A 24733-nucleotide genomic window follows, 5' to 3' on the forward strand; every position below is an offset into this window, starting at 1 on the left:
AGTATCAACCGGAACCGAAGGATAGCGCGGCCAAGGTCATGACGATGCCGAACCAGCCGATGGCTTCGACGAGGCCGCGCAGGACACGGAAGGCACGACGGCCAAGGGACGGCTTCGATGCGGTCGAACGGCCCAGCGCCTTGATGGCTGCGGGCACAGACAGGCGGAACCATTCACGGGCATCGTTGACGCGGTAGCGGGCAAGCGCCGCGTGAGCGTCGCGCTCTGCCGCCCGCACGTCGTCAACGGCCCAAGCAGCGGCAACGTGGAACGGCATCGGAACGCCCGTCGATGCCAACTCCTGCGCACGTTCCTCTGGCGACCTTGTGGTCATCCCGATCTTGACCAACGCAGGCATCGCTGGATTGGTCAGGAGGTAGAGCCAGCCGGGTTCGATCACGGTGAGCGGCATCATTTGCAAGCCGCCACGCGGGCCTCCTCGCGCGTCGCCGTCGCCTCGCGCACGGGCAGCGCCTTCATGCCTTCGGGCAGCAGGAGGAAATACTTGTCGCCCTTGCGCTCGACACCGAGGCCAATTGCGCCAACGTCGGTGCGGATGGCAGACGAAACCGTCGAGCGGTTCCAGCCGAGCAGGCTTTCCAGGTGTTCCAGCGTGCAGCCACGCGACAGCGCCTGAATGAGCAGCGCGCGCTTGCTGCCCTCCTTCGTCGGCTTCACGTCCTCGACCTTGCCGGGTTGGAGCAGAACGCGGTCCTCAAGGACGCGCACTTTCTTCGTCGTGGGCATCGCGACAACGTTCGCGGCCTTCTTGTCGGCTTTCGTCGGCTGAACCGTTGCCTTCGCCTCGACACCTTCGGCCAGCAGGTCGAAGGCGACGCGGATACCGAGGTCCGTCAGAACCTGCTGGACGGCACCTTCGCCGTTCACCGGGTCGCAATCGGTCACGACGAGGCCTTTCGTCGAGAGCGACGTGAGCACGCCGTTGACTTGCTTCTTCGAGAGACCAGTGCGCTTCGCCGTCTCCGCAACGTCGCTCCAGGTCATGTTGTCGGCCAGCATCTCCTCGCAGGTTTCGCAGCCGTTGCAGTCGATCCCGGCTTCCAGGTGCGCGACGGTCACGGCCTTTTCGAGCGGGGTCAGGTTCTGGATCACGTCGCCCAGCGTCGGTTCGGTCGGGCGCGCCTGCTCCCCGGCCATCTCCACGAGGTCTGCGTGGGAGGTCTTCTTGATCTGGCTCGCGGTCAGTTCGATCCCAGCGGCTTTCAGGGCGGCTGCGAGTTCGGCTTTGGTCATGTCGATGAAGTCGGTCATGTCAGTTGCTCCGTTGATGATCGTTCCGGGTTTGTTCCCGGCGATGCACAACGTATAAGCGAGTTATCGTATCTCGCTCAACCGGGGAAATGACCTCAAGCATCTGAAATCAGACGACTTTTTCGAGGTCGCCGGTTGAACGACCGGGCGAGCGTGCGGACGTTGTGAGCCTATCAACGGAGGCAACCGCCATGAATCTCACGGCAATCTCGGGTATCGCCCACTTCGTCGTCGCGACAGACGACGCCCAGGAAATCCTGCACCTCATGCGGTGCGCACTGCAAACACCCGGCTACGGGGAGCATCAGATCGCGCACTTCACCATCATGAAGCAGCCGAAGACTTTCACCTTGTCGGACGGCATCACGACGTTGACGGTGCCCCTGTCCGACGCCTCAGACCTGCTCGAACAGATGGATGAGATGAAGCAGGATTTGGGGGAGGTTGCGGTATGAAGGAGATCACACTGACCCAGGAGCAGATCGAACAGGGGCGCGCGGCTGCGATGAAGCGCGATGGCAAGTATAGGCCGACACCGCCCGAGGCAGTCGCGCTGGCGCGGCAGTTGTTCGAGGAGCGAAGGAAGTTCACTGAACGCGAAGCGAAGGAAGTTGCTGCCTTGATCGGGTGGAGCCACGTTACCATCTGGCAACGCTACCTGATGGGCGAGTTGGGCCTTCCGACACCCAACATCGAACGCGCGCTCGCGTTCACAGCAGGTCAGCATACCTACACACGCACGGATGGCACGGTGCGCCGGGTCAACGACGGCCGGAACTTTCATCATGACCGTGCGAACTGGATAGGGCAAGCGGCGATGGGCGCAGCCTTCCCGGGTTTCAGTGCCGACGACTACGGGCGTCTATGGGATGAGAGCGGTGGGCGTTGTCCTTGCTGCGGCGTCGAGATGGACGGTGCTGAGAAAGCCAGAAATGCGACGGTTGACCATCTGGTCCCGGGCGTCCGGTCGATAGCGAACGCGCGTCTTCTATGCTCCGCGTGCAACGTGATCAAAGCGAACGCGCTGCCGGAAACTCTGCACCGCGTCGCTGATTGGATGCAAAAGACCCCCACGGAAATGCTAGCCGTCGCGCGCACTTTGCCCGCGATGCCGAGGCGTCGGGTCGATGGGCAGGACAGGTGGAAGGCGATGCTTTGGCATAAGAAGGCAGGAGCGAATGAGTGCGGCATCGACTTCAACTTGGCACTCCACGACTTGCCATTCACGGCTGTCTGTCCGGTCCTCGGTGTCCCGTTCTTGCTGCCGGGATCAGAGGAGTCGCTTTCGGCCTGCCGCGCATCAGGTGTGAAGCGTGGTCGCAACTTCTGGAACTCCCCCTCCTTCGACCGGATCGACCCGAGGCAGGGCTACGTCGCAGGCAACGTCGTGCTAGTCTCAAACCTCGCGAACAAGATCATGTCCAACGGGACCTCCCCCGACCGTGTCCGTCTCGTGGCCGACTGGTTCGAGCGGGAACTTGCAACAGCGCCTGACCTTGCCGCGCTGATCGACTACGACGCGCACGAGCACTGGAAGATCGCCGCAGAATGATGCGCTCTCGCGGCGCTGACCAGGCAACGACAGGCACGACGCCAACGAGCGCGACGACAGACGCGGGCCTAGACCCGGATGCCTGCCCGTTTAAACAATGCCTCGGGGAAATCGGACGGCGGGACACCCGCCTTCATCGCATCGGTCAGAGCCTTTGCGATCTTCTTCCGATGCTTCTCTTCGGTCTTTGCCGTGCCGACAGAGGCGGTCGGGAACAGCTTGTTTTCCGGCAGTTCGCGAATATACGGCTCTAGGGTCTTCATCGCCTTGCTGCGTGCCAGGATGATGCGGTACTCGATGCTGTCCGGCGTATCCTGATCAGGCATCGGAAGATGGTCAGGCCCTTTGGGCAGGTCGCGTCCGCGATTGGTGTCGTTCTCGCTCATGGGTTGAGCATCGCACGACCAAGTTTTACTGGCAAGATGGGTTGCGAGTCAGAGCGTTAGCGTGATAGTGGGAACGGGCGTAGCCCTTATAGCTCAGCTGGTAGAGCACCTGACTTGTAATCAGGGGGTCCGGCGTTCGAATCGTCGTGGGGGCACGCAAAATCAGCAATCAAATACCGGTCAAACCGTGGTGTCAGGCCCGCTAACCGCTTGATTGAAGGCGCGATCCGGCGTCATTTGTAATCAGAGGGTCGGCGGTTCAAGTCCGTCTGGGGGCACCACTTGTACAGGCGTTCGGATCAATCTGCGTTCAGGTCGGCGAATTTCCGACCGTTCTTGATCAGTTCATCCCAAAGCGCCGCCGGGCGCCAGAAGGTCTCTTCCTCGCGGGCGTAGTCGCGCAAGGTATCGCGTAATTCCAGCAGACCGACCTGATCGGCCATCTGCATCGGACCGCCGCGCCAGCGGGGAAAGCCGTAGCCAGTGAGCATGACAAGGTCGATATCAGACGGGCGGGCGGCGATCTTCTCCTCCAGAATACGCGCTCCTTCGTTGGCCATGGCTGCCAGTGCCCGGCGCTGAATCTCGGCCTCGGTGATCCGCCGCGGCTCGATTCCCTTGGCCGTGCGTTCAGCGGCAATGACCTCCAGAACCTCCGGATCCTCGGTGCCGGTCCGGGCCCCTTCCGCGTAAAGATAGTAGCCCCGTCCGGCCTTTTGGCCGAGCCGCCCGAGTTTGCATAGCCGGTCCCCGATAGCCACGTAGCGTTCGGACGGATCGCGGTGCTCAGCCAGCCGCGTGCGCCGCGCCCAGGAAATATCAAGCCCCGCCATGTCGAGCACCTGATACGGTCCCAGCGGAAAGCCCCAACCGACCATCGCCCGGTCAATCTGATAGGGGCTTGCGCCGTCTTCCAGGAGGAAATCCGTCGCTGTGCGGTAAGCCGTCAGCACTCTGTTGCCGATGAAGCCGTCGCAGACGCCCGCCCGAACCGCGACCTTGCCCAACCGCTTGGCCAGTGCAAACGCGGTGGCGGTGACGTCCGGCGACGTCCGTTCGGCCACGACCACCTCAAGGAGCTTCATCACCTGCGCCGGAGAGAAGAAATGAAGGCCGATCACGTCGCCGGGCCGCGATGTCGCTGCCGCGATCCGGTTGACGTCAAGATAGGATGTGTTGGTCGCAAGCACCGCGCCCGGTTTCACCACCCCGTCCAGTTCCGCGAAAATCGCCGTCTTGACGCCTTCATCCTCAAACGCCGCTTCGATCACCAGATCCGCCCCCGCAAGAGCCGACATTGCGGTCGCGCCGGACATCCGAGACCATTCGGTTTCCCTGTCCGCGACGGACAACTGCCCCTTCGCTACAGCACGATCCCGGTTCGTGGCGACCCGGGCCAGTCCTGCAGTCAGCGCCTGATCGTCGCGTTCGATCATAGTCACGCGATATCCTGCCGCAAGGCAGGCCGTGGCGATACCCGATCCCATCAACCCACCACCGATCACCCCGATCTCAGCGATTTCGCGCGGTTTGGTCGCGGCGAGTTCGGGATGGCGGGCGGCGCGGCGTTCGGCCAGAAAGGCGTGGCGCAGGGCGGCCGCCTCAGGTGTGCTCACCAATTCCTCAAAAGCGGTTCGTTCGTAGGCAAATCCTTCTTCCTCCGGCAGAAGCAGCGCCGCCTCAACGCAGTCGATGATGCGGGGCGGTGCAGGCAAACGGCTGACGCCGAGTCCCTTGCGGGCCTCAGTGACCGCCGCGAGCCAATCTGATGCATCCATACGATGATCGGGCCGTTCTGCGGCGGATGGCAGACTTGCCTCGCCAGCGATATGGGCGGCCGCCAGCCGTTGGGCAGCAAGCCGCGCCTCACCTTCGGTGACTGCGTCGATCAGCCCAAGTTCAAGCGCCCGCTCTGCCGGAATGGGCAACCCGCTCGTCATCATGCCCAGCGCGGCGCGGGCCCCGATCAGGCGCGGCAATCGCTGGGTCCCACCCGCGCCGGGCAAGATGCCCAGCGTGACCTCGGGCAAACCAAGCCGCGTGCCGGGGTCAGCCAAACGCACATGCGCGGCGAGCGCCAGTTCCAGCCCTCCGCCCAGCGCGTTGCCGTGCATCGCGACGATAACCGGTTTGGGACATGCGGCGACCGCAGAGCAAACTTCGGGAAGCCAAGGGTCACGCGGAGGTTGTCCGAATTCTCGGATATCGGCGCCGGCTGGCCAGGTCCTGCCAGCGGCGGCCAGCACGATCACCTGAACCGACGCGTCGGCTTCGGCATCACGCAAGGCTGTCATCAGGTCGCGACGAAGGTCTGCGCCAAGTGCGTTGACGGGCGGGTTGTCGATGACGACCGTCGCCACCCCGTCCGTGGTGCTCACGCGCACTGTGTCAACCATACCGTCCGCCCCGTTTAGCCCATTGCATTCAGTCTAGATGACACAGACCTCTTGGCAATGCTCCATCGCCTTCTCGGGCAGATCCGTGCCTATTTCTGAGGGGCGCAGTTGCGGCAAAACGGGGTTGCGGGCAGGAGGTCAAGCCGCTCCTCGGAGATCTGGTCACCGCATTTCACGCAATAGCCGTATTCGCCTTCCTCGACCCGGGCGAGCGCGGCCTCGATCATGCGAATTTCCGCCTGTGCCGACTGGCCGAGATCTTCCAGCACCTCGTCCGCCTCACGTTCCGTCGCCATTTCTTCCCAGTCCTTGGCCTCATGGCTGTCAAGTTCGGCGCCGATCCCGGCGATACGGTTTTCCAGATCGGCCTTGCGGGCTTCTAGTTCGCCTTTGCGTTCGGCAACGGATTTCATTCGGGTCTCCTTCACCAATCCCCAAACTCTTATGTGCAGGCTCGGCGGGAACCGACCTTGATGCAAGTCAATCCTGCAACGGCTGCCCGGTCGCTGCAAGCCATGCGGTGCCGATATCCTCTTTCGTCGGACGGCGGCACTGAGTATGGTCGCGCTGCCCGAACGACAGCCATGTCCACAGGAGAGATCATGGAGATCCGCCAGCTGACCCCGACTTATGCCGTGTCTCCCCAGATCGCTCCGGAAGAGGTGGCCGCCATCCGTGCCGCGGGATTCACCATGATCATCAACAACCGCCCGGACGCCGAGATCCCGGCGGATCTGCGCGCAGATGCGATGCGGGTGGCGGCAGAGGCGGCCGGCCTGACCTATGTCGTGAACCCCGTCATCGGCGGCGCCATCACGATGGAGAATGTAGCGCAACAGCGTGCCGCGATTGATGCCGCGACGGGACCGATACTGGCCTATTGCGCCTCGGGCAACCGGTCTTCCATCGTTTGGGCACTGGCGAATGCGGGCCGTGAACCGACGAATGCGCTGATTACGACACCGGCCCGCTGGGGTTACAATCTGGAGCCTTTCCGGGCGACGATCGATCAGCTGGCCACCGGCTGACCGCTTTCCGGACACCGGTCGTGCGGGCGGTACGGCTACGGCAACCGTCGCCAGTCAGTGAAAAGCTGCCTGGCCACGGCCCGATGGCTACGCGGTGGTGGGAGCGTTTGACCCGCCTTTCGGGAGGACAGCAGCGGGCGCGTCCGCCTTCTGTTTGTCGCCGTTCACCGTGGGTCGATGCGACGGGACGACAGTGTTATCAACGGCCGCCTGTTGCGGCGGCTTCACCGCAACCGCCCCATGCACATCGTCAGGCGCTCGACCGGCAATCGAGTTTGCGTCGGGCGCTACGGCGTCCCCTTCCAGATCGATCAGCAGCCTGACTGCGAGATTGCCCTGACATTGACCCAGTTTGCCATGCGCGAGAAACCGGCGTCCGCGCCCTTCGATCCGAAGTCGCGTAATCATCCCCGGCGAAAGGGGTACGAAATCACCCGGTGAGAGTTCAAGCAATGCCGAGAGGGGCAAGGTTACGCGATCGAGGACCGCCTCAATATGGACGCGCGCGCCGAGCACCGCTGTTTTCAACCGCGCGCTCCATTCGGCGATTGCAGCGGCGCTGCCATCGACAACCGTCTGGCCCTGAGCGGCGGAGCCCGTCGTCTTCGGCGGCGCGCCCTGCCCGTCCGATGGCAGAGCAAGCAACAGCTTTCCCTGACGCCCGCCGTCGCCTCCGATTTCCAGCGTAACACGAAACCCGTTGTAACCGGCGTCTTCCATCAGCAAGGCCAGCGGGCGCGAGTCTTCCAGATAGGATGCGTAGCGAAATCCACCGGCCCAGACGATCGCCATATCAGCGGCAAGGAGCAGGTCCAGTTCTTCAAATACCCGGTCGAGAAAGGCGGCTGACATCGCCGCGTCGGTCCGGGTCGGTCGCCTTGCGGCAATGTCTCCGGCCCCAATCTTGCCGGTCGTCTGCATTTCGATCAGGCTGGCCAACACCTCTGGCGCCAGCGCGATCAGCCCCATGGCCTCACCCGGCCCATGCAGAAGGGCAATGAGCGGCCACTCTGGCAGGGCTTCGATGAGTTCCGCAAGCGACATACGCCCCTGCCGGATCGACGCGACACGCATCGACAGCTTCATCCTGTCCTGCGCCGCCTTTGCCAGCGCCTGACCAATTGCCTTTTCGGGCGTCAGCGCACCGCCAGTATGGCCACGGCCTGCTTCCACCTTTCGCTTCAAGACCGTATCGTTTGCGCGTTCGCTCATGCCTCCGTCCCGGCAACCCGTGCGGACCTCCGGCCAGACTAGGCCGGACAGGGTTACCAAAGCGTTGCGGATGCCACGTGGACGGGCCTATTCCGCAGCGGCCGCGTCGATCGCGACCTCGCGCCGGACCGGCAGCGAAACCCGGAATGCCGCGCCACCCTGCCCTGGAAGATAGGCGATGGTGCCGCCAAGATTGGTCATGATCTCGCGGCAGATCGCGAGGCCCAGCCCCGCCCCCCCGGCCCGCGCGGTATCGGTCAGGCGCGCGAATTTCTCGAAGATCAACCGTTGAGAGGCTTTCGGAATACCCGACCCATTGTCGATGAAATCCACGATCACCCGCCCGCCGCGCTGACGCGCATTGATCGTCAGTTCCGGCCGCTCGGCGTCGCAGTATTTGCGCGCGTTTGAGACGAGGTTGATGAAGACCTGCACGAGCCGGTCGGTATCGGTGATGACCGGAATATGCTCGGCCGGGTAATCGCGATGCAGCGTGAACTGCCGTTCGGGCCGCGTATTAGACGCGGCCTGCACCGCCTTTGAGATCAGGTCATGCAGGTTGGCGACTTTCACGTCGAGCTTTACCTTTCGGTTCTCCAGTACCGAAAGATCCAGCAGGTCATCCAGCAGCCGGGTCAGACGGATCGTCTCATCATGGATGACACCGGCATATTTTTTCTGCATCTCAGCTGGCAGGTCCGGGTCCTTGAGGATCTCGGAAAACGCCCGGATCGAGGTCATCGGGGTCCTGAGTTCATGGCTGATCTGGCTCAGGAACGCATCCTTCTGCACCGAAAGGTCTTTCAACTTGTCATTGGCCTCGGTCAATTGCCGGGCGGTGCGGGCCAGTTCTTCGGACTTTGCCTCCAACTGGGTTGAGTATTCGAGAATCTGCTGCGCCTCGGATGCCACTGCCATCAGGTCCTGCGCGGACACCGCTGCGCCAACAGCGAACTGGGCGATCATCGCATGGGCGGTGGCCGACCCGACCGCGCCTGCCAGCCGCCGTTCCAGGCGTTCGATGAAGTCGGGCGTGGTTTCGGGAAGGAAGCCCGCCTTGCCCTGCGCCTGCGCTTCGGCCTCGAAGAACCCCTGCGCCTCTTCGGCACCGAGTATACCTTGCGCCATGGCCAGCAGGTCCTCTGCCTCGGCCCCGCCCCGGCTCCAACCCCGCGCGCCGGGGTCGTGGTCGAAGACATTGACGAAGGCGAGACCCTGCATCCGTTCAACCGGGCCTGGGAAAGTGAAAAGCGAAACGCTTACAAACGCAAATGTATTGAGCGAGAGCGACCAGAAAAGCGCGTGCAGCAGGGGGTCGAGACCTTCGATCCCGAAAAGCGCCTGCGGGCGCAGCCAGTCTATGCCCCAAGGGCCTTCGGCCAGAATCCGGGCCGAGAGCAACCCACCTTCGCCGAAGGACGGAAGGTAGAGCGTGTAAAGCCAGATCAGGAATCCGACCGTCAGGCCAAGCGCCGCCCCCGTCCCGGTTGCCCCGCGCCAGAATATGCCGCCAATCATCGCGGGAAGGATCTGCGCCACGCCGAGAAAGGCGATAAGCCCGATGGCGGCAAGGGCTGCCGATCCACCCGAGAGGACGTAGTAGATATAACCCAGCGCCAGTACGGCGGCGATGGAGATGCGCCGCGACATGAGAACGAGGCCCCGCACATCGCCCGGCGCCCGCGCGCCGCCTTCACGCAGGCTGAGCCAGAGCGGCATGACGACATGGTTCGACACCATCGTGGCGAGCGCGATTGCCGCGACGATGACCATCGAGGTCGCCGAGGAGAACCCCCCGAGGAAGGCCAGCATCGCAAGCTTGCCCTGTCCTTCCGCCAGAGGGAGGGTCAGGACAAACAGGTCAGGGTTCGATCCAGCGGGCAGTTCGGCAAGCCCGACAACCGCGATCGGCACGACGAAGAGGCTCATCAGCAATAGATAGAGCGGGAACGCCCATGAGGCCGTCGAAAGGTGCCGTTCGTCGGAATTCTCGACGACCATGACCTGAAACATGCGGGGAAGGGTCAGGACCGCGGCCGCCGAAACGAAGGTCAGGCCGATCCAGCGGCCTGGTTGAAGCGGCCAGTCGGCGATGGGTGATGCATGAACCCGGGCTGCAATATCGGACCAGCCATCGGCCACACCCCAGACGACGAAGATACCCACGGCAAGGAGGGCAACAAGTTTGACCACGGCTTCGAGCGCGATGGCCATGACCACACCGTGATGGCGTTCATTTGCGTCCAGATTGCGTGTGCCGAAGAGGATGGTGAAAAGGGTCAGCCCCCCCGCAACCCACAGCGCGGTTGCGCTTTGATCCGGCAAAGCCCAGCCCTCGGGCGTGCCCGAGGCGAAAACCCCGAAGGAAAGCGTCACCGATTGCAGTTGCAGCGCAATGTAGGGTGTCGCTGCAACGACCGCGATCACGGTGACGATGACGCCGAGCACGTTGGACTTGCCATAGCGGGACGAGATGAGGTCGGCGATGGAGGTCACGCGCTGACTGCGGCCGATGCGGACAAGCTTGCGAAGGATCACCCACCAGCCGATCAGGACCAGCGTCGGCCCAAGATAGATGGTCAGATATTCAAGTCCCGACCGCGCCGCGTAACCCACCGCGCCATAGAAGGTCCAAGCCGTGCAGTAGATCGACAGCGACAGCGTGTAGACCAGAGGAGAGCGGAGCCAGCCGACCCTTCCACGCTCGGCCCGTCTTTCGGCGGCGAAGGCGACGAGGAAAAGCAGCCCGACATAGACGAGGCAGACCGCGACGAGAATATTGAAAGGCACCATCAGCGCGGCTCCTCATCGCCGGATGTGTCTTGCGTATGCGGTGCGGAGAGAAGGCGGGAGAGGAATAGGGCGGCGACGATGAGGACAATCCAAACGGTAAAAAGGTAAACGCCGCCGACCGCCGTATCGGCTTCGGCGCTTTCTGCGGGGCGCCAGAGGATTGGTAATAGGACGAGGAAAACGCCGAGAAGCGGCAAGAGCCGTGCAGCATCGGCCATGCGCCGCCGCCGATAACTTTGTCGGGCAAGAAATCTGGGTTGTTTCAACGGCATGGGTCCAGCCTCGCAATGGTCTGACCGCTCATACAGGTGTCATCTGTCGTAGTGTAGCGACGATCTCGTCGTTGGCGAAGGGCTTGGCAATGAACCGCGACGCCCCGGCCTGTTCAACTTTGGCGCGGGTGTCGGCATGTCCCCGCGCCGAGAGCACAAGCACTGGCAGGGTGGCAAGGTCGGGATCCCCCCTGAGATCGGAGAGGATTTCGTGGCCCGACCGGCCGGGCAGCATCAGATCGAGGATCAGCACATCGGGGGCGGCGCGCCGGATCACCTCGACGGCATCGGTACCATCGCTGTGACTTGTCACCGCCCAGCCGTCGCGGGCCAGCAGGAAACGGATCGCCTCTGCGATATGCGGCTCGTCCTCGATCAGCAGGACATGTCGTCCCATCTGCCGCCTGCCTCCCCATCGCCCCCGCCGGATTGAGGCCGACTATCGCCGAAAGAAGCCACTCCTGTCAAAATCCGTTTGTCAGAGGTGATCCGATTGCGCGCGCGTCCCACGCGGAAAAAAGATGTCGCGGCTTTCGCCAAATAGAAATCCGCTTCGTTGCCTCCGGCGGGAGCCTTCAATGACAGCAGAAAGCGCGGATCAGCGGCCGACCAGAATCGAAGGTTCGCGCCTCGCAGCACAATCGGCGCTTGGGCAGATCCGGCAGGACGGCCCTATAGCCTTAGGCACACTTTCCAGCACTTCAGGCGGTGGCAGGATCAGCATCAATGCCTCGACCACTCTTGGACCATCGAAACCGCCGGGAAAACTCGGCTCTGAAAAGGCGTAGGTGGTAAAACGTTGCGGCACCCGACCGGCCATTTCCACGACCGCCCGGATCGGCGCCATCGGCCGTATCAGCGCCTCGTAAAGCGGCCAGAGTGGACATGCCGCGCCATGCCTGGGCAACGCAAAACCCGGCGCGGGACGACGGAATGTCAGCGTGCCCGAGGCGTCACAAGCAACAAGGCCAACAGGTGGCCCTACCCCTTCGGGCAAGGTTGCGAAGCGCCGGAAGACTGCGCCAAGTCCGGTACCGAGCCCATGCGCGAGGGCCGCAGGGTCGGGCCCGGATTCCGCGAGTGCCTTCATGAAACGGTCAAGCGGCAGGGCCAGTGCATCAGACCGGTACCGGCGGATATGGGCGAGCGCCAGCTGCCGCGCCGCACCGCTGGCAAGTTCCGGCACTCCGGCGACCAGCGTCTCCGGCGCGGGCGGATGAGCGCGCTCCATTGGCGCAAGATGATAGTGCATCCTCGCCAGCCATGCCTCGACCTCTTCCTGCGGCGAGGATAGACCGGTTTCGGCTTCCTGCGACGTATCGAGATAGGCCACGAGCGCCGCCGCCGCCTCGCTCAGCCGGATACTGTCCTCGAAGACATTGCGGTGAAAGCGCGCGCGCCACTCAGGCTCGATCTCTTCGCTTTCGGCAAGGATCGCGGCGGTGGAACGGACCGACGTGACGGCCGACACGACCTCGTGCAGAGAGGCCGAGAGGAAGGGATCATGCGCCATACGTTCATGCAGCGCCTCGACGGCACGTTCCAGACCCGCGATCCGGCCCTGCTGCGCCGAGACAAGCGCGGCCCAGCCGGGAAACCGGCCGACGAACTCCTCGATCCGGCCGATTTCTGCCGCGCCATCCTCGATTGTTACGGCCGCCGCAGCCTCACGCAATCCCTCGAAGAGCGCGCTTTCCGCACCTTCGGCAAGAGCCGTCTCCTCAACCCCGAGCGCACGAGCCAAAACGCTCAGAAGCTCTGGCCCCACGCGGCGGCGGTTATGTTCGATAAGGTTGAGATAGGCCGGGGAGATGCCAGCGGCCCGCGCCAGGCCGGCCTGCTTCATGCCAATCAGCAATCGGCGTTCGCGAACCCGCGTTCCCGTAAGAGCCGACCGCGCCACAGCACCTCTCCCGAAACCGGATCACTACGACCCGCTGCCGCACTTTACAGCTTTTTCCAGCGTTCCAAAAGCGTTGCATGTCGCTTTTCAGATATTCAGCAATTTGGCGGGGCGACATCATGGATGCGTTCGACCACGGGTTTCCCGTCGACGCATTCCGTCAGTTGATAGGGATTGCGTTCACAACCCTGCACCAGCAGCAGAACCACCGTCGCGACAGATATCGCCGCCGCCCTTTGTCTGAAACTTGTGTTTTTCACCGCCGTCACCCGTCCAGCGCGGGTCATAGGCCCGCTGTTCCTGACCGAGATAGACCGTGAACAGCGTCGGAGGGCAAGCAAAAACCACGATGATCGTGTTAGCGGTCAGCAAGCCGGGGGCGTCACATCGGCCATACGGCTGAGATCGCTTACGCCTTCCTCGCATTCAACCACCCCGGCATCTGGCGTCTCGCATCCAGCCAGCACGACAAATGTCAGCAGCGCCAAACCGCGCATCGTCCACAATGAGATCGTGGTCATCCTCTTTCCTTTCCAACTGCGTCTGTGGTCGCGGTGTGATCGCGCCGCCGATATCTGAACCCGATTAAGGTGTCACGCGCGCTGAGCCCGTGCCTTGACCGGGATCAATCTTCATCCTGCAACTCGGCGGCAGCGGCAAGGGCACAGCATCCGAACACGGGTTCCATAGGTCAGATCCGGGATTACCTAATGGTCTCACTTGGTCTCGGACGTGAAAGACGAGGAAGAGGCTGGTCCCGACTATCTGATGGCGTGGCACAGATGCCGCTACTTGAACCGGATTGATCTTTACATTCGAGAGCAATCTTGGATCATAACCCCCCATGGAGCTTGCAGAAAACAGATCGATCACACTACGAGGGCTTGAAGTCTTCGACGAACTGGCGCGCACCGGGTCGCTGCATGATACTGCGCGCAGACTTGGGCTCAGCCCGCCAGCCGCGTCGCAACAACTGAAGAACCTGGAAACGGCGCTCGGTGAACCTCTGGTCGACCGCAACCGCCGCCCGCTGGAACTGACCGAGGCGGGGCGCGGATACCTCCTGCATGTGCGTCAGGCGCTTCAGCATCTCAGGCAAGGCGCCGCCGAGGTTTCGCTGAAAGACCTCGGTCGCCTCCGGACGCTGCGCATCGGCTACATCGACGATTTCAACGGTGAGGTAATCCCGAGCCTTGCCGTTTCGCTCGCCCGGCTGCTGCCCTACTGCGACATGTCGATCATGACTGCGTCGAGCCACATCATCATCGAAGACCTTCTCGCTCGTGAAAATGAAATCGGCATCGCCGCGCGACCGCCGGAGCTTCCTGCCGGACTGGTGGAATGGCCGATCCTGCGCGATCCGTTCGTCATCATCATTCCACGCGGCTACCTGCCGAGCGCACCACAGGATATCGCTGAACTCGGTGAGCTGCCACTGGTGCGATACGACCAAAGGCAACTCGTTGGCCGACAGATCTCAGCCCATCTCAGGCGTCGGCGGCTGGAACCGCCGAGCCGGATCGAGATCGACAGCAACCAGGCGATGTTCGGCATCGTCGCGAGCGGCGCGGGCTGGGCGATTACCACGCCGCTCGGCGTCCTCCAAGCCCGGCGGTTCCTCGGGCAGGTCGATATCCACCCCCTGCCCTTTGCAGGGTTTTCGCGCACGATCTCGCTTTATCACAGGACCGACTGGAACGACGAGATCTCGGGGGTCCTGTGCACCAAGCTTCGGTCCATTATCAAGACAGCGGTGATCGAGCCCGGAGTTGCCGCAATGCCCTGGCTTTCCGGGTCACTGACAATATTGACCGAGTGAACAGGTGGTATCGGCCCCTTTTCGGGCACGTTGCGCGGGGCAACTACCACGCCACGCGCTCGCCGGACCATGTGCGGAAACTTCCGCTGTCTTCCGGAGCAGCATCCGCAATCCGTCTTACAAGACCGCGTGCCGCGTCAGCGACATCCAGTTCCGCCTCCGGTCCGCCCATATCGGTTTTGATCCAGCCGGGATGCAGCAACAGCACCGTCAACGCGGGATCGTCATAGGCCAGTTTGCGGGCAGCCATGTTGAGCGCGGCCTTCGAGCAGCGATAGGCATAATCGCCATCGGGGTCCAGCCCTTCGGCAATCGAGCCTGCGCGGGATGAGATCATGGCGACTGTCCGCGCGTCCCCCGCCATTAGGTTCGGTCTGAGTTCTCGCGTTAGGATCAGGGGGGCCGCGGCATTGATCCGCATCACCTGTTCAAAATCGGCGAACCCCACATCAGTGATCCCGCCTGTCGCCCCCCGTATCGCGGCGTTGTGAATCAGGATGTCAATGGCCGCCCCACCCAGCAGCGCCGGGAAAGACAGGATCGAAGCCTCGTCCGCGAGATCAAGCGGCAGCCAGCGCACATCGCCCAGGATGTCCTCTCCCCGCCGTCCGGGATCACGGCAGCAGGCGATGACTTCGCCTCCCTTTGCCGCGTAAAGGTGGGCGAGTTCGCGCCCGAGTCCCCGGTTCGCGCCGGTGATGAGGACCGTGGCCATCAGCGGGTGTTCCGGGCAATCCGGCCGAAGACCTCGCCCGACAGCTTCAACCGCCTGTCCCGCGTGTCGGGATCGACATGGGCCAGACCGAACGGCACGGTATAGCCCGAGGCCCATTCGAAATTGTCCATCAGCGTCCAGGCGAAATAGCCTTTCACGGGCACCCCGGCGCGTGCGGCTTCGGCCACATGTTCGAGATGTTCGACAAGATAGCGGGCGCGTTCAGGATCATGCACCTGTCCGTCCGACCCCGGCACTTCGGGCGGCGTCGCCATGCCGTTTTCGGTGATCAGCAGTTTCTTCGGCCCGTATTCCCGGTGCACGAAATCCAGCGCGTCGCGGATGCAGCGCGGCCAGATTTCCCAGCCCGTCGCCGTGTAGCGCCCCGGCGGATTCACCCTGGCGAAGCTCAAGGGCGGCAGCTCCGCCCCCGCGCCGATGACCGAACGGCGGTAGATATTGACGCCGAGATAGTCGAGGGCCTGGGCGATCGTCGTGGTATCGCCCTGCCGTATCTCCGGCAGAAGGTCCGCGCACAGCTCCAGAATGTCTGCCGGATATTCGCCCCTGAAGACGGCATCGAGATACCAGCGGTTCTGCACGCCCTCGAAGCGTTTTGCCGCCGCCACGTCCTCGGGCGCATCGCTGGCCGGGCTGACGACGTTCAGATCGAGCACGATCCCCACCTCGGCCCCCGGCGCGGCGGAGCGGATGCGGGGCACGGCCATCCCATGGGCCAGCAGCGCATGGTGGCTGGCCGCCAACCCGCCCTTCACCCCATCGGCCAAACCCGGAGCGTCCTCGCCGTAAGCATGGCCGAACCAGCCAAAGGTCCAGGGCTCGTTCAGCGTCGTCCAATGACCCACCCGGTCGCCGATGGCCGCAACTGCCAGTTCCGCGTAGTCGGCAAAACGTTCCGAGGTCTCGCGGCTGTACCACCCGCCCCTCTCCTGCAACTCCTGCGGCAGATCCCAGTGATAGAGCGTGACATAAGGCGCTATCCCGGCCTCCAGCAGCCCGTCGATCAGCCGGTCGTAGTAGGCAACACCCGCAGCGTTCAACGCCCCCTGCCCGCCCGGCTGCATCCGCGCCCAGCCGAGCGAGAAGCGGTAGGCGCCAAGGCCCATCTCGCGCAAAAGCGCGATATCGTCGGACCAACGGTGATAGCTGTCACAGGCCGTCTCGCCCGACGTGCCATCGACTATCACGCCGGGGCGGCGGGTGAAGCTATCCCAGATGCTTTCCCCCTTGCCCTCCGCGTGAATGGCACCCTCGATCTGATAGGCCGCCGTTGCCGCGCCGAGGACGAAGCCCTCGGGCAGCCGAAGCGAGGCGGCGCGCTCCTCCAGCGGGAACGTGTCAGCGGCGTTTAACATCGTAGCGCCTTTCGATACTGGCAATCAGGCTCGCCGCCGCGAGGGTCAGACAGACATAGAGGATCGCGGCGGAGTTGAAGGGCGCGAAGGGCAGGAAACTCGCCGACTGGAATTCCCGCATCCTTTGCGTCACGTCGCGGACCGAAAGGATCGAGAGCAGCGAGGTATCCTTGAGGATCGCGATGAATTCGTTGCCGAGGGGTGGGATAACGATCTTCAGCGCCTGCGGCAGGACGACAAGTCGCGCCACCTTGTAGTTGTTGAGGCCGAGCGACCGCGCCGCCTCCACCTGGCCCTGCGGCACGGCCTCTATGCCCGCGCGGAAGATCTCGGCGAGGTAGGCGGAATAGCCGATGGCGATAGCGATGACGCCCCTCAGCACGTTCGGCATGTCGATCGTACCACCCGAAACGTCCTTCAGTGCGCCTGCGAACGGCAGGCCGACGAAAAGGATAATTACCAGCATCGGAATGCCGCGCACCGTGTCGATGAAGAACTCGGCGCTGACTGACAGGGGGTGGCGCCCATGCTGGTGGGCGGAGAAGGTCAGAAGGCCCAAGAGGAGACCGCCGACGAACAGAAACACCGCCGGAATGCGGAACCTGTCAGGCAACTGGCTGGTCTGCCACAGGACCTGCAAGCCCTCCGGCGCAAGTTCGGCAGGCAAGAGCGCGGCGGAAACCTGTGACCCATCCTCGATCAGCTTCAGCGCATTGTCGTTCGAGGCCGTACTTCGCAGGCCGATCTCCCTCTCCGGCGCGCCTTCGAACTCACCGAACCGCACTGCATCGACCAGCGCCTTGGGCGTGCCCTTGACGATGGCGACCCTTTTTTCGAGCGTACCGGTCAGGACGAAACTCTCATGCGGCTGCATCCAGAGCACGCCCGCCAGTACCAGCGCCCCGGCACAGACCGCGCCCCAGACCTTCGTTGTGTTGCGCGAGGGGCTGAGAAACAAAAGCCCCGCCCAGATCAGGCCAAGGCAGGCGGCCAGCAGATAGGCGAATATCCCCGCGCGCAACGTGGTGAACAGGCCCGAGGCAAAGCCGATATGGGCAACCAGCATCAGATAGACCAGCCCCGCACCGTTGAGGAGCAGAAGCCCCAGCGGCACCCAGCGGCCGATCCCCCTGCCCGTGCCAAGCTCCACCAGCCCGGTGAGCGCCAACCCCGCGGCAAGAACCGCATAGAGCCAGAGCCCCGTGCCGAGTTGTGCCGTTACGAGGGCCGCGCCCTCGGGCGTCAACTGGCGCGGGGTGACCGCGCGCACCACCAGATCGGAGGTCACCGGGTCGAGCGCGTTGGCGACAATGGACGAGGCAAGCGCCGAGATGTCGCCCAATGCCGCCAATGCCACGGCCAGAACCGCATTGCCGATCAGCGCCGCCATCGCCACGGCCCGGCCGTGCCCACCATCAGCCTTTCCCCGCCGCCGCAGGAGCGGCCAGACGATGCCCGCAACCAGCATGGCCATCACCAAGAGCCAGTCACGCAGAAGCACGCCCGCCCCCGGTTCGATCCCGACGATGGCGGTGATCGAGCGGCGGTAATTCGGCACCATCGTGAAAAGATAGAGGATGAAGGGCAGAACCGTCAGGATGACGAGGTTGCTGGGTCGGATACGGGCAAGCCGGTGCATCGCGGGGCCTATCGGTCAGGGAAAGAGAGGGCCGTGCGCGTTACGCTGCGCACGGCCGGACAGGGCCCTTCGGCCCGGTCAAAAGGTCAGTTCGTCGTCCAGTATTTCGCGACGAGCGCGTCAAGCGTGCCGTCAGCCTGAATCGCCGCAAGACCTTCGTTGAAGGCCGCGACGTTTTCATCGCCCTTGCGGAAGACAAGACCAAGGGGATCGGCCTGCAACCCGGTGATGCCGATGATCAGGTCGCCCGCAAACTCCTTTTCATAGGCGGCAGCCGAAGTGCCGTCGATGATCACGCCGGCCACATCGCCGTTCTGAAGTGCCACGACCGCACCGACGAAGGTGTCGTAAAGCGCGACGTTGTCGCGGCCGACGAGTTCTTCAGCGAGGTCGGCATTGGTTGTTGCCGTCTGCGCGGCCAGTTTGCGGCCCGAAGCCTTGATATCGTCGATGGTCATGCCCTCATCCTCGACCTGCATCAGCACGGCCTGGCTCACGACGAGGTAGGCTTCGGTGAAGTCCATCGTCTGCTTGCGCTCATCGGTGATCGAGACACCCGAGGCGACAAGGTCGAACTCACCCTGTTGAAGCGCGCCAAAAATGCCGTCCCAGGCGGTGGTGACGAACTCGGCGGTGCAGTTGATGCGTTCGCAGATCGCGTTCACGACGTCGACGTCGAAGCCGACGATCTGCCCGGTCGCCGGATCGACCGTTTCCATCGGCGGATAGGTCGTATCGGACCCGACCATGAGATGGGCGCCGCCGAGATCGGCGGCATTGGCAGCAAGGCCAAGGGCGGCAAAGGCCGCGGCAAGGAATGTGGTCTTCATGCTTTTCTCCTCTGTTGATGGGTTTGCCCCGCATCCGCCAGCCGGTCGGGCTGACGCGGGATCAGTCTTGGCCGGAAGACCCTGACAAGGTCGCCCGGCGCCTCCCCCGCCATGCGGCGGAGAAGGAATTCGCCCAGACACCGGCCGAGCTCCTCGACCGGCTGGAAATAGGTTGTGAGTGGCGGGGCGAAGTATTCGGACACGTTGAGGTCGTCGTAGGAAATTACCGAGACATCGGCTTCCGCACTGAGGCCGAGATCGCGCAGACCGGCCAGCAGGCCAAGCGTCGTCGCCTCGTTCACACAGACAAAACCGGTTGGCGGATCGGTCACAGCACGCAAGCGGTGCAGGCTTTCCCGCCCGAACCGCGCAGTCAGGTCGCCCTCGGCAATCAGGTCGTCGCAGGGCGCGAGCCCCGCTTGGGCAAAAGCCGCGCGAAAGCCTGCGATACGGTCCTGCGCATAGGCAAAATCGGGGTCGGGATTGATCAGCGCGATCCGTCGGTGCCCACCCGAGATCAGGCGACGCGTCGCGTCCCCTGCGACCCAGCCACTGTCGATATCGACATAGGCGTGACCGCTGGCGGTATCACAATGCCCCATGGCGACAAACGGAAAGTCCATGCTGCTGAGATAGGCGACCCGTGGGTCGTTCCGGCGGATACCGGAGAAGACAATCCCGTCGGCCAGCCCTCGCCGGACGATCCTTTCGGCGACATTGCGACCATCCTCGGCGTCGCGGATAAGGTGGACCGAAAGCTGGTAAGACGAGCCCTCAAGTGCGCGACTGATCCCGCTCAGAATTTCGGCATATTCCACGCCGTGCCATTCGTGCCCCTCAGCCACCGAAATCGGCATAAGTACTGCGGCCTGAAAGCTTTTCCCGGTGCGGAGTGAGGCCGCACGCGGGTTGGCCGCGTAGCCGACGCTTTCCGCCGCCGCGCGAATCCGGGCCTTGGTTTCATCCGTGACAACGGGCGAGTCGTTCAGCGCCTTTGATACGGTGGCGATGGAGTAACCGGTCATTTCGGCAAGCGTTTTCACCGTCGGGCGCCGGGCGGGCGCTGAGCGATGAGCCGTTTTTGCCGTCATGATCCCCCCGGTGACGGATGCCGCTGACGTAGCGGCTTATAAAAACGTTTTTATAGTCTTTTCGATACCTGTCAACGGACTCATGCACCGACCTCTGCCAAGGCCGCCTCCAGCGCCGTGATCAGGATGTCCGCCTCGGCCCGACCGAAGACCATCGGCGGTTTGAACTTGAGGACGTTGTCCAGGGGTCCGTCGGTCGATGCCAGCACGCCCTGCTGCCGGATATGGTTGACGATCCGGCCCGCCTCTTCGGTCGCAGGCTCCCTCGTCGTGCGGTCGCGAACCAGTTCGATGCCGGAAAAGAGCCCCCGCCCCCTGACATCGCCAACGAGCGGGTGGCGATCAGCCATTTCTTCGAACCGGGCGAGCATATAGTCACCCGTTTCCAGCGCCTTCGCCTGCAAACCCTCGCCGTCGATAATGTCGAGTACGGCAAGACCCACGGCCATCGACACCGGATTGCCGCCGAAGGAGTTGAAATACTCCATCCCGTTGGCGAAACACGCCGCAAGCTCCGGCGTTGCAACCACCGCTCCGAGTGGATGGCCATTGCCGATGGGTTTGCCCATTACCACGATGTCCGGCACCACGCCCTGCAATTCGAAGCCCCAGAAGGTAGACCCCACACGCCCGAAACCGCATTGCACCTCATCGGCAATGCAGACGCCACCGCGTGCGCGGACATGGTCGTAGGCGGCCTTGAGATATCCGTCAGGATATACAACCTGTCCACCGACGCCCGAGATCGACTCGGCGATGAAGGCAGCCGCCCCACTTCCTGTCTTGGCCTCCACCGCATCGAGGCAGCGAGCCACGTCAGCGGCATAGGCCCGGCCGGACGCCTCGGACATACCTTTGTGTGGGCCGCGATAAGGGTCTGGAAACTCGGCTATTTCCACGAAGTCTGGCTGCGGATAGCCGCCCTTGCGCTTGAACTTGTAGGGGCTGATATCGACCATCCCGCCGGAATTGCCGTGATAGGCCCAGTCTAGCACGACGGTGGACTTCTTGCCGATTGCCGTCCGCGCGATGCGCAGCGCGAGTTCATTCGCCTCGGTCCCGGAATTGACGAAGTAGGCGACCTTCAGGTCGCCGGGCAGTTTCGCCGTCAACCGGTCGGAGAAATCGAGCATCAGGTCGTTCAGGTAACGGGTATTGGTGTTGAGAACGGCTGCCTGCCGGGCGATGGCCTCTACCACCTTCGGGTGGCAATGGCCGACATGGGTGATGTTGTTAACCGCATCCAGATACTTGCGCCCGGTATGGTCGATCAGCCACGGCCCCTCACCCCGCACTACCTTCAGCTTTTCGGCGTATGAGATTGACAATGAAGGGCCAATCGACTTAGAGCGCCGATCCATAAGCTTAGCTGGCGGGTTCGGATCGACGATGAAGCTCTCCGGGGCGAGCCGCAGGATCAGATTCGGATCGGGGCAGATGCCGGACCACACATCCCATAGGCTGTCATGGCCGACACCGAAGAAATTGCCCTTCTGGCTCAGCATGTCGGTCATGACCTGAAAATGCAGATGCGGTGCCCAGCCGCCGTTTTCGTCCCAGTCGCCGAAGTGGGCGATAAGCTCCCCCGCCGCGACCTCCTGCCCTTCGGCCAAAAGCCCTGGCAATGACCCGCCGAGATGACCGTAAAGCGTATAGAAGGGCACGCCCTCTGGTGTCGCGTGTTCAATGATAAGGGTATGACCGTAATCGAGGGGTTCGGCATTGTAGGCGATCGTATGAACCCGCCCCGGAAAGGGGGCATGAACCGGTGTGCCTGCGGAGGCGAAGACGTCGATCCCCAGATGCCTCGTGCGTCGTTCCTCACTAGCCGCATCGGCGAATTGTGCGGCAGTGTAGACAGACCGCTTTTCCCCATAAGATCCAAGGCCATAAAACCCGACATTGAGTGGAAGATTGGCGGGTCTCTGCGCTACAAACCAATCGTCCCACGCGCGGTCCTTGATGTCGGGCATGCCCGCAGGTGGCGCGTTGGTCAGAAGCGCGAACCGGGCCGAGCGGGCGATGTCGGGATGAAACATCGGCGACGCCTCAGACCTGGCGAGATGCGCCCGTACCGCTTGTTCTGAGCGGGTGGCGTCAAAGCCAGCGGCGCAGCGGCATAGCGCCACCATGAATTCTGGATCGAGAGTGTCGAGCCGTTCAAGCAGTCTGAAAGCAGGTTCCTGCGAGATGGTCAGATATGCGTTGTCCGGATGCTCCTTGGCCCGCCGGGAGGATATACATACAGACGCCGCCAGCCGCATCCGCATCAGGTCGAAAAGAACTTCGGCCTCATCCTCAGTGATCGGGAATTCCGACACGTAACCACCGATTATGGCCCGCATCGATGCATAGAGGTCGTCAGCATCCAGAAGCGCGTAAGCCAAGGTGATCGCCAGTTCGTTGATCGTTCGGCCAAACGACATGTCGCCGAAATCGATCAGCCCGACAATGCGATCAGGATCACTGGCATCGACGATCACGTTGTTGTCGTTGGCATCCTGATGCAGAACCGACGCACGAAGCCCCGGCAAACGCGGCGCGACCCTGTCGCTGTATCTGGCGAACAGACCCTCGACCATCCGGCGGCGCGCGGGCGCTGCAATGTAACTGTCCCAAGACGACAGATTGCCAACGTGGTCGAGCGACCAAATGAAATCCGACCGGAAAGCGGCGGGATGTCCGAAACCCTGTAGTCCCCGGGTGACCCTGCCCATGAAGGCTCCAAGGTTCTGCAGCTGGTTAAGGCTGCGGGGGCCGCCACTTAGCAAAGCACCATCCAGCCACGTTACAAGCCTTACGATAGACTTGGCGCCGCTCACGTCAACTTCTGCAGTGTCAACTCCTGCCAGCGTCGGAACGACCTGAGGAACGCCTTGCACGCCGGCACGTCCGAGATGCGACATCGCGGCGTTCTGCAATGCGATCTGGTCCAGGTCTTCACCGGCATTGGCGATCTTCAGCACGAAGGTTCCGGTGCCAGCATCTATGCGGGCATTCTGGTCCCGCTCTGAAATCAGTGGCGATACCTCACCAGCGAATCCGTAGAGACGCCGGACGAGTGTCTGCATCTGAGCCGGAGCAAGATCGGGCGGCGGCGTTGTGAAGGCGGACATGGCATCTCCGGTTGGCTGGTAAATGTGAAACGGGGCCAATAGGCTCTTGAAAGTCGTCATGCGGCAAGCCCCGACATTTTTGCCATCGCAATGCTGCGCCCCCCGAGCATCGACGCGTGTTTCACTCGGACAATATAAACGATTTTATTGTTTGCAACCCATCAGATTCAAGCAACCGGACGAGAACTCATCGTCCCGCTAGTATGCCGCCGTGTCGCAGCCGGGAATACCGCCATCCAAAAATCCACCAACGATCGTTTCCCGTCCGAGGGAAAATGACGGAACCTAAAATATCCCCTGGTCGGGCTAGATCGGTCCGAACATGACGGCATCGCAGAATGCAATACAGTTCGCATCAGGGAACTGAGTGTGAGCCTGCTTAAGACATGCCACTATGCCGCCCAGTTTTCAAAATTTATTTCAATGACTTGTCTGGACGGCGCCCGCAGCATCCGATTCAAACAAAACCGATCGCCTCTTGCTGGCCCCTGCCCCTCCTCCTATATTTGCGTTGTTCGGGTCCGCCCGGACTATGGACATAAACGCGCTCGTAATAAGCGGATCGGACCCGGGGGCGGTACCCGGCGGCTCCACCAAACTCCCGGTATTGGCGGGACATGGGGCCGAAACAGGATCGACGAACGTCTAAAGGGGTTTGCTTTGTCCCGGTGAGGTACCACCGTTATCGGTCCGCAAAGTACAGTTGCCAATAACAACCGTGCTCCGATGGCTCTGGCTGCGTAAGCAGTTCGATCTATCGAAACTTAAGCCCTTGCGCCTAGCAGCGTAAGGCGGGGTTCGCAGGCACCTGGCAACAGAAGCCTGCACTTCCCTCTTCATGCTTCGTCAAGAACGTCCGTTTAGGGTTGCGTCCATACGCGCGACGTCCCGGGCCGACGGAGGCATGATGACAAATCTCGAACTACTTCAGGACTGGTACAACCGCGTCTGGGTTAAAGCGGACCTTGACGCGATCGACACCTATTTTGCGCCGCGCGCCGGGGCCGATGGGATCATGCCGGACGGCCAGGTCGGGGTGGAGGATTTCAAGGCGCTGGTACCGGCGCTCTTGGCCCTCGTGCGTGACCTTTCCATCGACATTGAACGCAGCCATGAGATCGGCGACTGGCTCTGGACCCAGATCGTCGTGAAGGCCTCGACCGCCCATGGCATCGATCCGATCCTTGCGCGCGGGCAGGTGATGGTGCGGATCGAGGACGGCAAGATCACCGAGGCCTATAATTGCTTCGACTTCATCACCTTCTTCGAACAGGCCGGACTGCTGCCGCAAGATGCGTTCATGCTCCTTCTTTCAGGCGAGAAACTCAGTTGA

General features: G+C 62.7%; 23 protein-coding genes, 1 tRNA gene and 1 other RNA gene. 7 read left to right on the forward strand and 18 right to left on the reverse strand.

The window, feature by feature from the left end; all coding sequences use genetic code 11:
- Window positions 1-4: 4 nt before the first annotated feature.
- Complete coding sequence (locus OEZ71_RS13120; protein WP_263740438.1) at window positions 5-415, reverse strand: GIY-YIG nuclease family protein; 411 nt, start codon at window positions 413-415, stop codon at window positions 5-7.
- Window positions 412-1272 carry a hypothetical protein gene (locus tag OEZ71_RS13125; protein ID WP_263740439.1) on the reverse strand — a complete coding sequence of 287 codons (861 nt, stop codon included), beginning with the start codon at window positions 1270-1272 and terminating at the stop codon, window positions 412-414. The genes OEZ71_RS13120 and OEZ71_RS13125 overlap by 4 nt, the downstream gene beginning before the upstream one ends.
- Window positions 1273-1463: 191 nt before the next feature.
- Between OEZ71_RS13125 and OEZ71_RS13130 the strand changes: the two genes are divergently transcribed.
- Together OEZ71_RS13130 and OEZ71_RS13135 are read left to right on the forward strand one after the other, a co-directional pair.
- Window positions 1464-1727, forward strand: coding sequence for a hypothetical protein (locus OEZ71_RS13130; RefSeq protein WP_263740440.1), 264 nt, complete (start codon window positions 1464-1466; stop codon window positions 1725-1727).
- The gene (locus tag OEZ71_RS13135; protein WP_263740441.1) at window positions 1724-2824 is read left to right on the forward strand and encodes an endonuclease VII domain-containing protein; all 1101 of its coding nucleotides are present in this window, start codon (window positions 1724-1726) and stop codon (window positions 2822-2824) included. Before OEZ71_RS13130 ends, OEZ71_RS13135 begins: the two co-directional genes overlap by 4 nt.
- A gap of 68 nt (window positions 2825-2892) precedes the next feature.
- On the opposite strand, the gene OEZ71_RS13140 is transcribed toward OEZ71_RS13135, so the two are convergent.
- Complete coding sequence (locus tag OEZ71_RS13140; RefSeq protein ID WP_263740442.1) at window positions 2893-3210, reverse strand: hypothetical protein; 318 nt, start codon at window positions 3208-3210, stop codon at window positions 2893-2895.
- A gap of 82 nt (window positions 3211-3292) precedes the next feature.
- On the opposite strand from OEZ71_RS13140, the gene OEZ71_RS13145 reads away from it, so the two are divergent.
- Window positions 3293-3365: transfer RNA gene (locus OEZ71_RS13145), tRNA-Thr, on the forward strand.
- Window positions 3366-3509: 144 nt separating this feature from the next.
- Here the strand turns inward: OEZ71_RS13145 and OEZ71_RS13150 are convergent.
- Both OEZ71_RS13150 and OEZ71_RS13155 read right to left on the reverse strand, forming a co-directional pair.
- Window positions 3510-5588, reverse strand: a complete 2079-nt coding sequence (locus OEZ71_RS13150) for a 3-hydroxyacyl-CoA dehydrogenase NAD-binding domain-containing protein (protein ID WP_318527841.1) — start codon at window positions 5586-5588, stop codon at window positions 3510-3512.
- Between the two features lie 107 nt (window positions 5589-5695).
- On the reverse strand, window positions 5696-6019 hold the full coding sequence (locus tag OEZ71_RS13155; protein WP_263740444.1) for a TraR/DksA family transcriptional regulator: 324 nt from the start codon (window positions 6017-6019) through the stop codon (window positions 5696-5698).
- A 189-nt stretch (window positions 6020-6208) separates the two neighbouring features.
- Here OEZ71_RS13155 and OEZ71_RS13160 point away from each other — a divergent pair, with 189 nt between their 5' ends.
- Window positions 6209-6634 carry a protein tyrosine phosphatase family protein gene (locus OEZ71_RS13160; RefSeq protein WP_263740445.1) on the forward strand — a complete coding sequence of 142 codons (426 nt, stop codon included), beginning with the start codon at window positions 6209-6211 and terminating at the stop codon, window positions 6632-6634.
- 87 nt (window positions 6635-6721) lie between these two features.
- Here the strand turns inward: OEZ71_RS13160 and OEZ71_RS13165 are convergent, their stop codons facing one another.
- The 7 genes from OEZ71_RS13165 to OEZ71_RS13195 form a co-directional block, all read right to left on the reverse strand.
- Complete coding sequence (locus OEZ71_RS13165; RefSeq protein ID WP_263740446.1) at window positions 6722-7846, reverse strand: FliM/FliN family flagellar motor C-terminal domain-containing protein; 1125 nt, start codon at window positions 7844-7846, stop codon at window positions 6722-6724.
- 87 nt (window positions 7847-7933) lie between these two features.
- Complete coding sequence (locus tag OEZ71_RS13170; RefSeq protein ID WP_263740870.1) at window positions 7934-10636, reverse strand: sensor histidine kinase; 2703 nt, start codon at window positions 10634-10636, stop codon at window positions 7934-7936.
- Between the two features lie 2 nt (window positions 10637-10638).
- Window positions 10639-10857 (reverse strand): hypothetical protein, encoded by a 219-nt coding sequence (locus OEZ71_RS13175; RefSeq protein WP_318527842.1) that lies wholly within the window; start codon window positions 10855-10857, stop codon window positions 10639-10641.
- Window positions 10858-10939: 82 nt separating this feature from the next.
- The gene (locus OEZ71_RS13180; RefSeq protein WP_263740448.1) at window positions 10940-11308 is read right to left on the reverse strand and encodes a response regulator transcription factor; all 369 of its coding nucleotides are present in this window, start codon (window positions 11306-11308) and stop codon (window positions 10940-10942) included.
- Between the two features lie 201 nt (window positions 11309-11509).
- Window positions 11510-12814 (reverse strand): short-chain fatty acyl-CoA regulator family protein, encoded by a 1305-nt coding sequence (locus tag OEZ71_RS13185; RefSeq protein WP_263740449.1) that lies wholly within the window; start codon window positions 12812-12814, stop codon window positions 11510-11512.
- Between the two features lie 95 nt (window positions 12815-12909).
- Window positions 12910-13101, reverse strand: a complete 192-nt coding sequence (locus OEZ71_RS13190; RefSeq protein ID WP_263740450.1) for a hypothetical protein — start codon at window positions 13099-13101, stop codon at window positions 12910-12912.
- Window positions 13102-13179: 78 nt separating this feature from the next.
- Complete coding sequence (locus OEZ71_RS13195; RefSeq protein WP_263740451.1) at window positions 13180-13335, reverse strand: hypothetical protein; 156 nt, start codon at window positions 13333-13335, stop codon at window positions 13180-13182.
- A 323-nt stretch (window positions 13336-13658) separates the two neighbouring features.
- On the opposite strand from OEZ71_RS13195, the gene OEZ71_RS13200 reads away from it, so the two are divergent.
- The gene (locus tag OEZ71_RS13200; RefSeq protein WP_263740452.1) at window positions 13659-14633 is read left to right on the forward strand and encodes a LysR family transcriptional regulator; all 975 of its coding nucleotides are present in this window, start codon (window positions 13659-13661) and stop codon (window positions 14631-14633) included.
- Between the two features lie 43 nt (window positions 14634-14676).
- Here the strand turns inward: OEZ71_RS13200 and OEZ71_RS13205 are convergent, their stop codons facing one another.
- From OEZ71_RS13205 to OEZ71_RS13230, 6 genes are all read right to left on the reverse strand, one after another.
- Window positions 14677-15348 carry an SDR family oxidoreductase gene (locus tag OEZ71_RS13205; RefSeq protein WP_263740453.1) on the reverse strand — a complete coding sequence of 224 codons (672 nt, stop codon included), beginning with the start codon at window positions 15346-15348 and terminating at the stop codon, window positions 14677-14679.
- On the reverse strand, window positions 15348-16724 hold the full coding sequence (locus OEZ71_RS13210) for a GH1 family beta-glucosidase (protein ID WP_263740454.1): 1377 nt from the start codon (window positions 16722-16724) through the stop codon (window positions 15348-15350). The genes OEZ71_RS13205 and OEZ71_RS13210 overlap by 1 nt, the downstream gene beginning before the upstream one ends.
- Window positions 16708-18363: an amino acid ABC transporter permease gene (locus OEZ71_RS13215; protein ID WP_263740455.1), complete on the reverse strand. Its 1656-nt coding sequence runs from the start codon at window positions 18361-18363 to the stop codon at window positions 16708-16710. The genes OEZ71_RS13210 and OEZ71_RS13215 overlap by 17 nt, the downstream gene beginning before the upstream one ends.
- Window positions 18364-18449: 86 nt before the next feature.
- Window positions 18450-19193, reverse strand: coding sequence for a transporter substrate-binding domain-containing protein (locus OEZ71_RS13220; RefSeq protein ID WP_263740456.1), 744 nt, complete (start codon window positions 19191-19193; stop codon window positions 18450-18452).
- Window positions 19190-20284, reverse strand: coding sequence for a LacI family DNA-binding transcriptional regulator (locus OEZ71_RS13225; RefSeq protein WP_263740457.1), 1095 nt, complete (start codon window positions 20282-20284; stop codon window positions 19190-19192). The genes OEZ71_RS13220 and OEZ71_RS13225 overlap by 4 nt, the downstream gene beginning before the upstream one ends.
- A gap of 80 nt (window positions 20285-20364) precedes the next feature.
- Entirely contained in the window at window positions 20365-23400 is a 3036-nt protein-coding gene (locus tag OEZ71_RS13230; RefSeq protein ID WP_263740458.1) for an aminotransferase class III-fold pyridoxal phosphate-dependent enzyme, read from the reverse strand.
- Between the two features lie 474 nt (window positions 23401-23874).
- Here OEZ71_RS13230 and ssrA point away from each other — a divergent pair.
- Window positions 23875-24229, forward strand: a transfer-messenger RNA (tmRNA) gene (gene ssrA, locus OEZ71_RS13235).
- 78 nt (window positions 24230-24307) lie between these two features.
- A complete protein-coding gene (locus OEZ71_RS13240; protein WP_263740459.1) occupies window positions 24308-24733 on the forward strand; it encodes an ester cyclase in 426 nt (141 codons plus the stop codon).

This window comes from Albidovulum litorale, from assembly GCF_025751495.1.
Taxonomy (GTDB): Bacteria; Pseudomonadota; Alphaproteobacteria; order Rhodobacterales; family Rhodobacteraceae; genus Albidovulum; species Albidovulum litorale.

Excerpts from the sequence above, each read along its gene's own strand:
- OEZ71_RS13165 (WP_263740446.1), bottom strand. The coding sequence starts at position 7,846 with ATGAGCGAACGCGCAAACGATACGGTCTTGAAGCGAAAGGTGGAAGCA.
- OEZ71_RS13240 (WP_263740459.1), top strand. The coding sequence starts at position 24,308 with ATGACAAATCTCGAACTACTTCAGGACTGGTACAACCGCGTCTGGGTT.
- OEZ71_RS13135 (WP_263740441.1), top strand. The coding sequence starts at position 1,724 with ATGAAGGAGATCACACTGACCCAGGAGCAGATCGAACAGGGGCGCGCG.
- OEZ71_RS13140 (WP_263740442.1), bottom strand. The coding sequence starts at position 3,210 with ATGAGCGAGAACGACACCAATCGCGGACGCGACCTGCCCAAAGGGCCT.
- OEZ71_RS13230 (WP_263740458.1), bottom strand. The coding sequence starts at position 23,400 with ATGTCCGCCTTCACAACGCCGCCGCCCGATCTTGCTCCGGCTCAGATG.
- OEZ71_RS13210 (WP_263740454.1), bottom strand. The coding sequence starts at position 16,724 with ATGTTAAACGCCGCTGACACGTTCCCGCTGGAGGAGCGCGCCGCCTCG.
- OEZ71_RS13195 (WP_263740451.1), bottom strand. The coding sequence starts at position 13,335 with ATGACCACGATCTCATTGTGGACGATGCGCGGTTTGGCGCTGCTGACA.
- OEZ71_RS13215 (WP_263740455.1), bottom strand. The coding sequence starts at position 18,363 with ATGCACCGGCTTGCCCGTATCCGACCCAGCAACCTCGTCATCCTGACG.
- OEZ71_RS13225 (WP_263740457.1), bottom strand. The coding sequence starts at position 20,284 with ATGACGGCAAAAACGGCTCATCGCTCAGCGCCCGCCCGGCGCCCGACG.
- OEZ71_RS13155 (WP_263740444.1), bottom strand. The coding sequence starts at position 6,019 with ATGAAATCCGTTGCCGAACGCAAAGGCGAACTAGAAGCCCGCAAGGCC.
- OEZ71_RS13175 (WP_318527842.1), bottom strand. The coding sequence starts at position 10,857 with ATGGCCGATGCTGCACGGCTCTTGCCGCTTCTCGGCGTTTTCCTCGTC.
- OEZ71_RS13200 (WP_263740452.1), top strand. The coding sequence starts at position 13,659 with ATGGAGCTTGCAGAAAACAGATCGATCACACTACGAGGGCTTGAAGTC.
- OEZ71_RS13130 (WP_263740440.1), top strand. The coding sequence starts at position 1,464 with ATGAATCTCACGGCAATCTCGGGTATCGCCCACTTCGTCGTCGCGACA.
- OEZ71_RS13160 (WP_263740445.1), top strand. The coding sequence starts at position 6,209 with ATGGAGATCCGCCAGCTGACCCCGACTTATGCCGTGTCTCCCCAGATC.
- OEZ71_RS13205 (WP_263740453.1), bottom strand. The coding sequence starts at position 15,348 with ATGGCCACGGTCCTCATCACCGGCGCGAACCGGGGACTCGGGCGCGAA.
- OEZ71_RS13180 (WP_263740448.1), bottom strand. The coding sequence starts at position 11,308 with ATGGGACGACATGTCCTGCTGATCGAGGACGAGCCGCATATCGCAGAG.
- OEZ71_RS13125 (WP_263740439.1), bottom strand. The coding sequence starts at position 1,272 with ATGACCGACTTCATCGACATGACCAAAGCCGAACTCGCAGCCGCCCTG.
- OEZ71_RS13220 (WP_263740456.1), bottom strand. The coding sequence starts at position 19,193 with ATGAAGACCACATTCCTTGCCGCGGCCTTTGCCGCCCTTGGCCTTGCT.
- OEZ71_RS13120 (WP_263740438.1), bottom strand. The coding sequence starts at position 415 with ATGATGCCGCTCACCGTGATCGAACCCGGCTGGCTCTACCTCCTGACC.
- OEZ71_RS13190 (WP_263740450.1), bottom strand. The coding sequence starts at position 13,101 with ATGACCCGCGCTGGACGGGTGACGGCGGTGAAAAACACAAGTTTCAGA.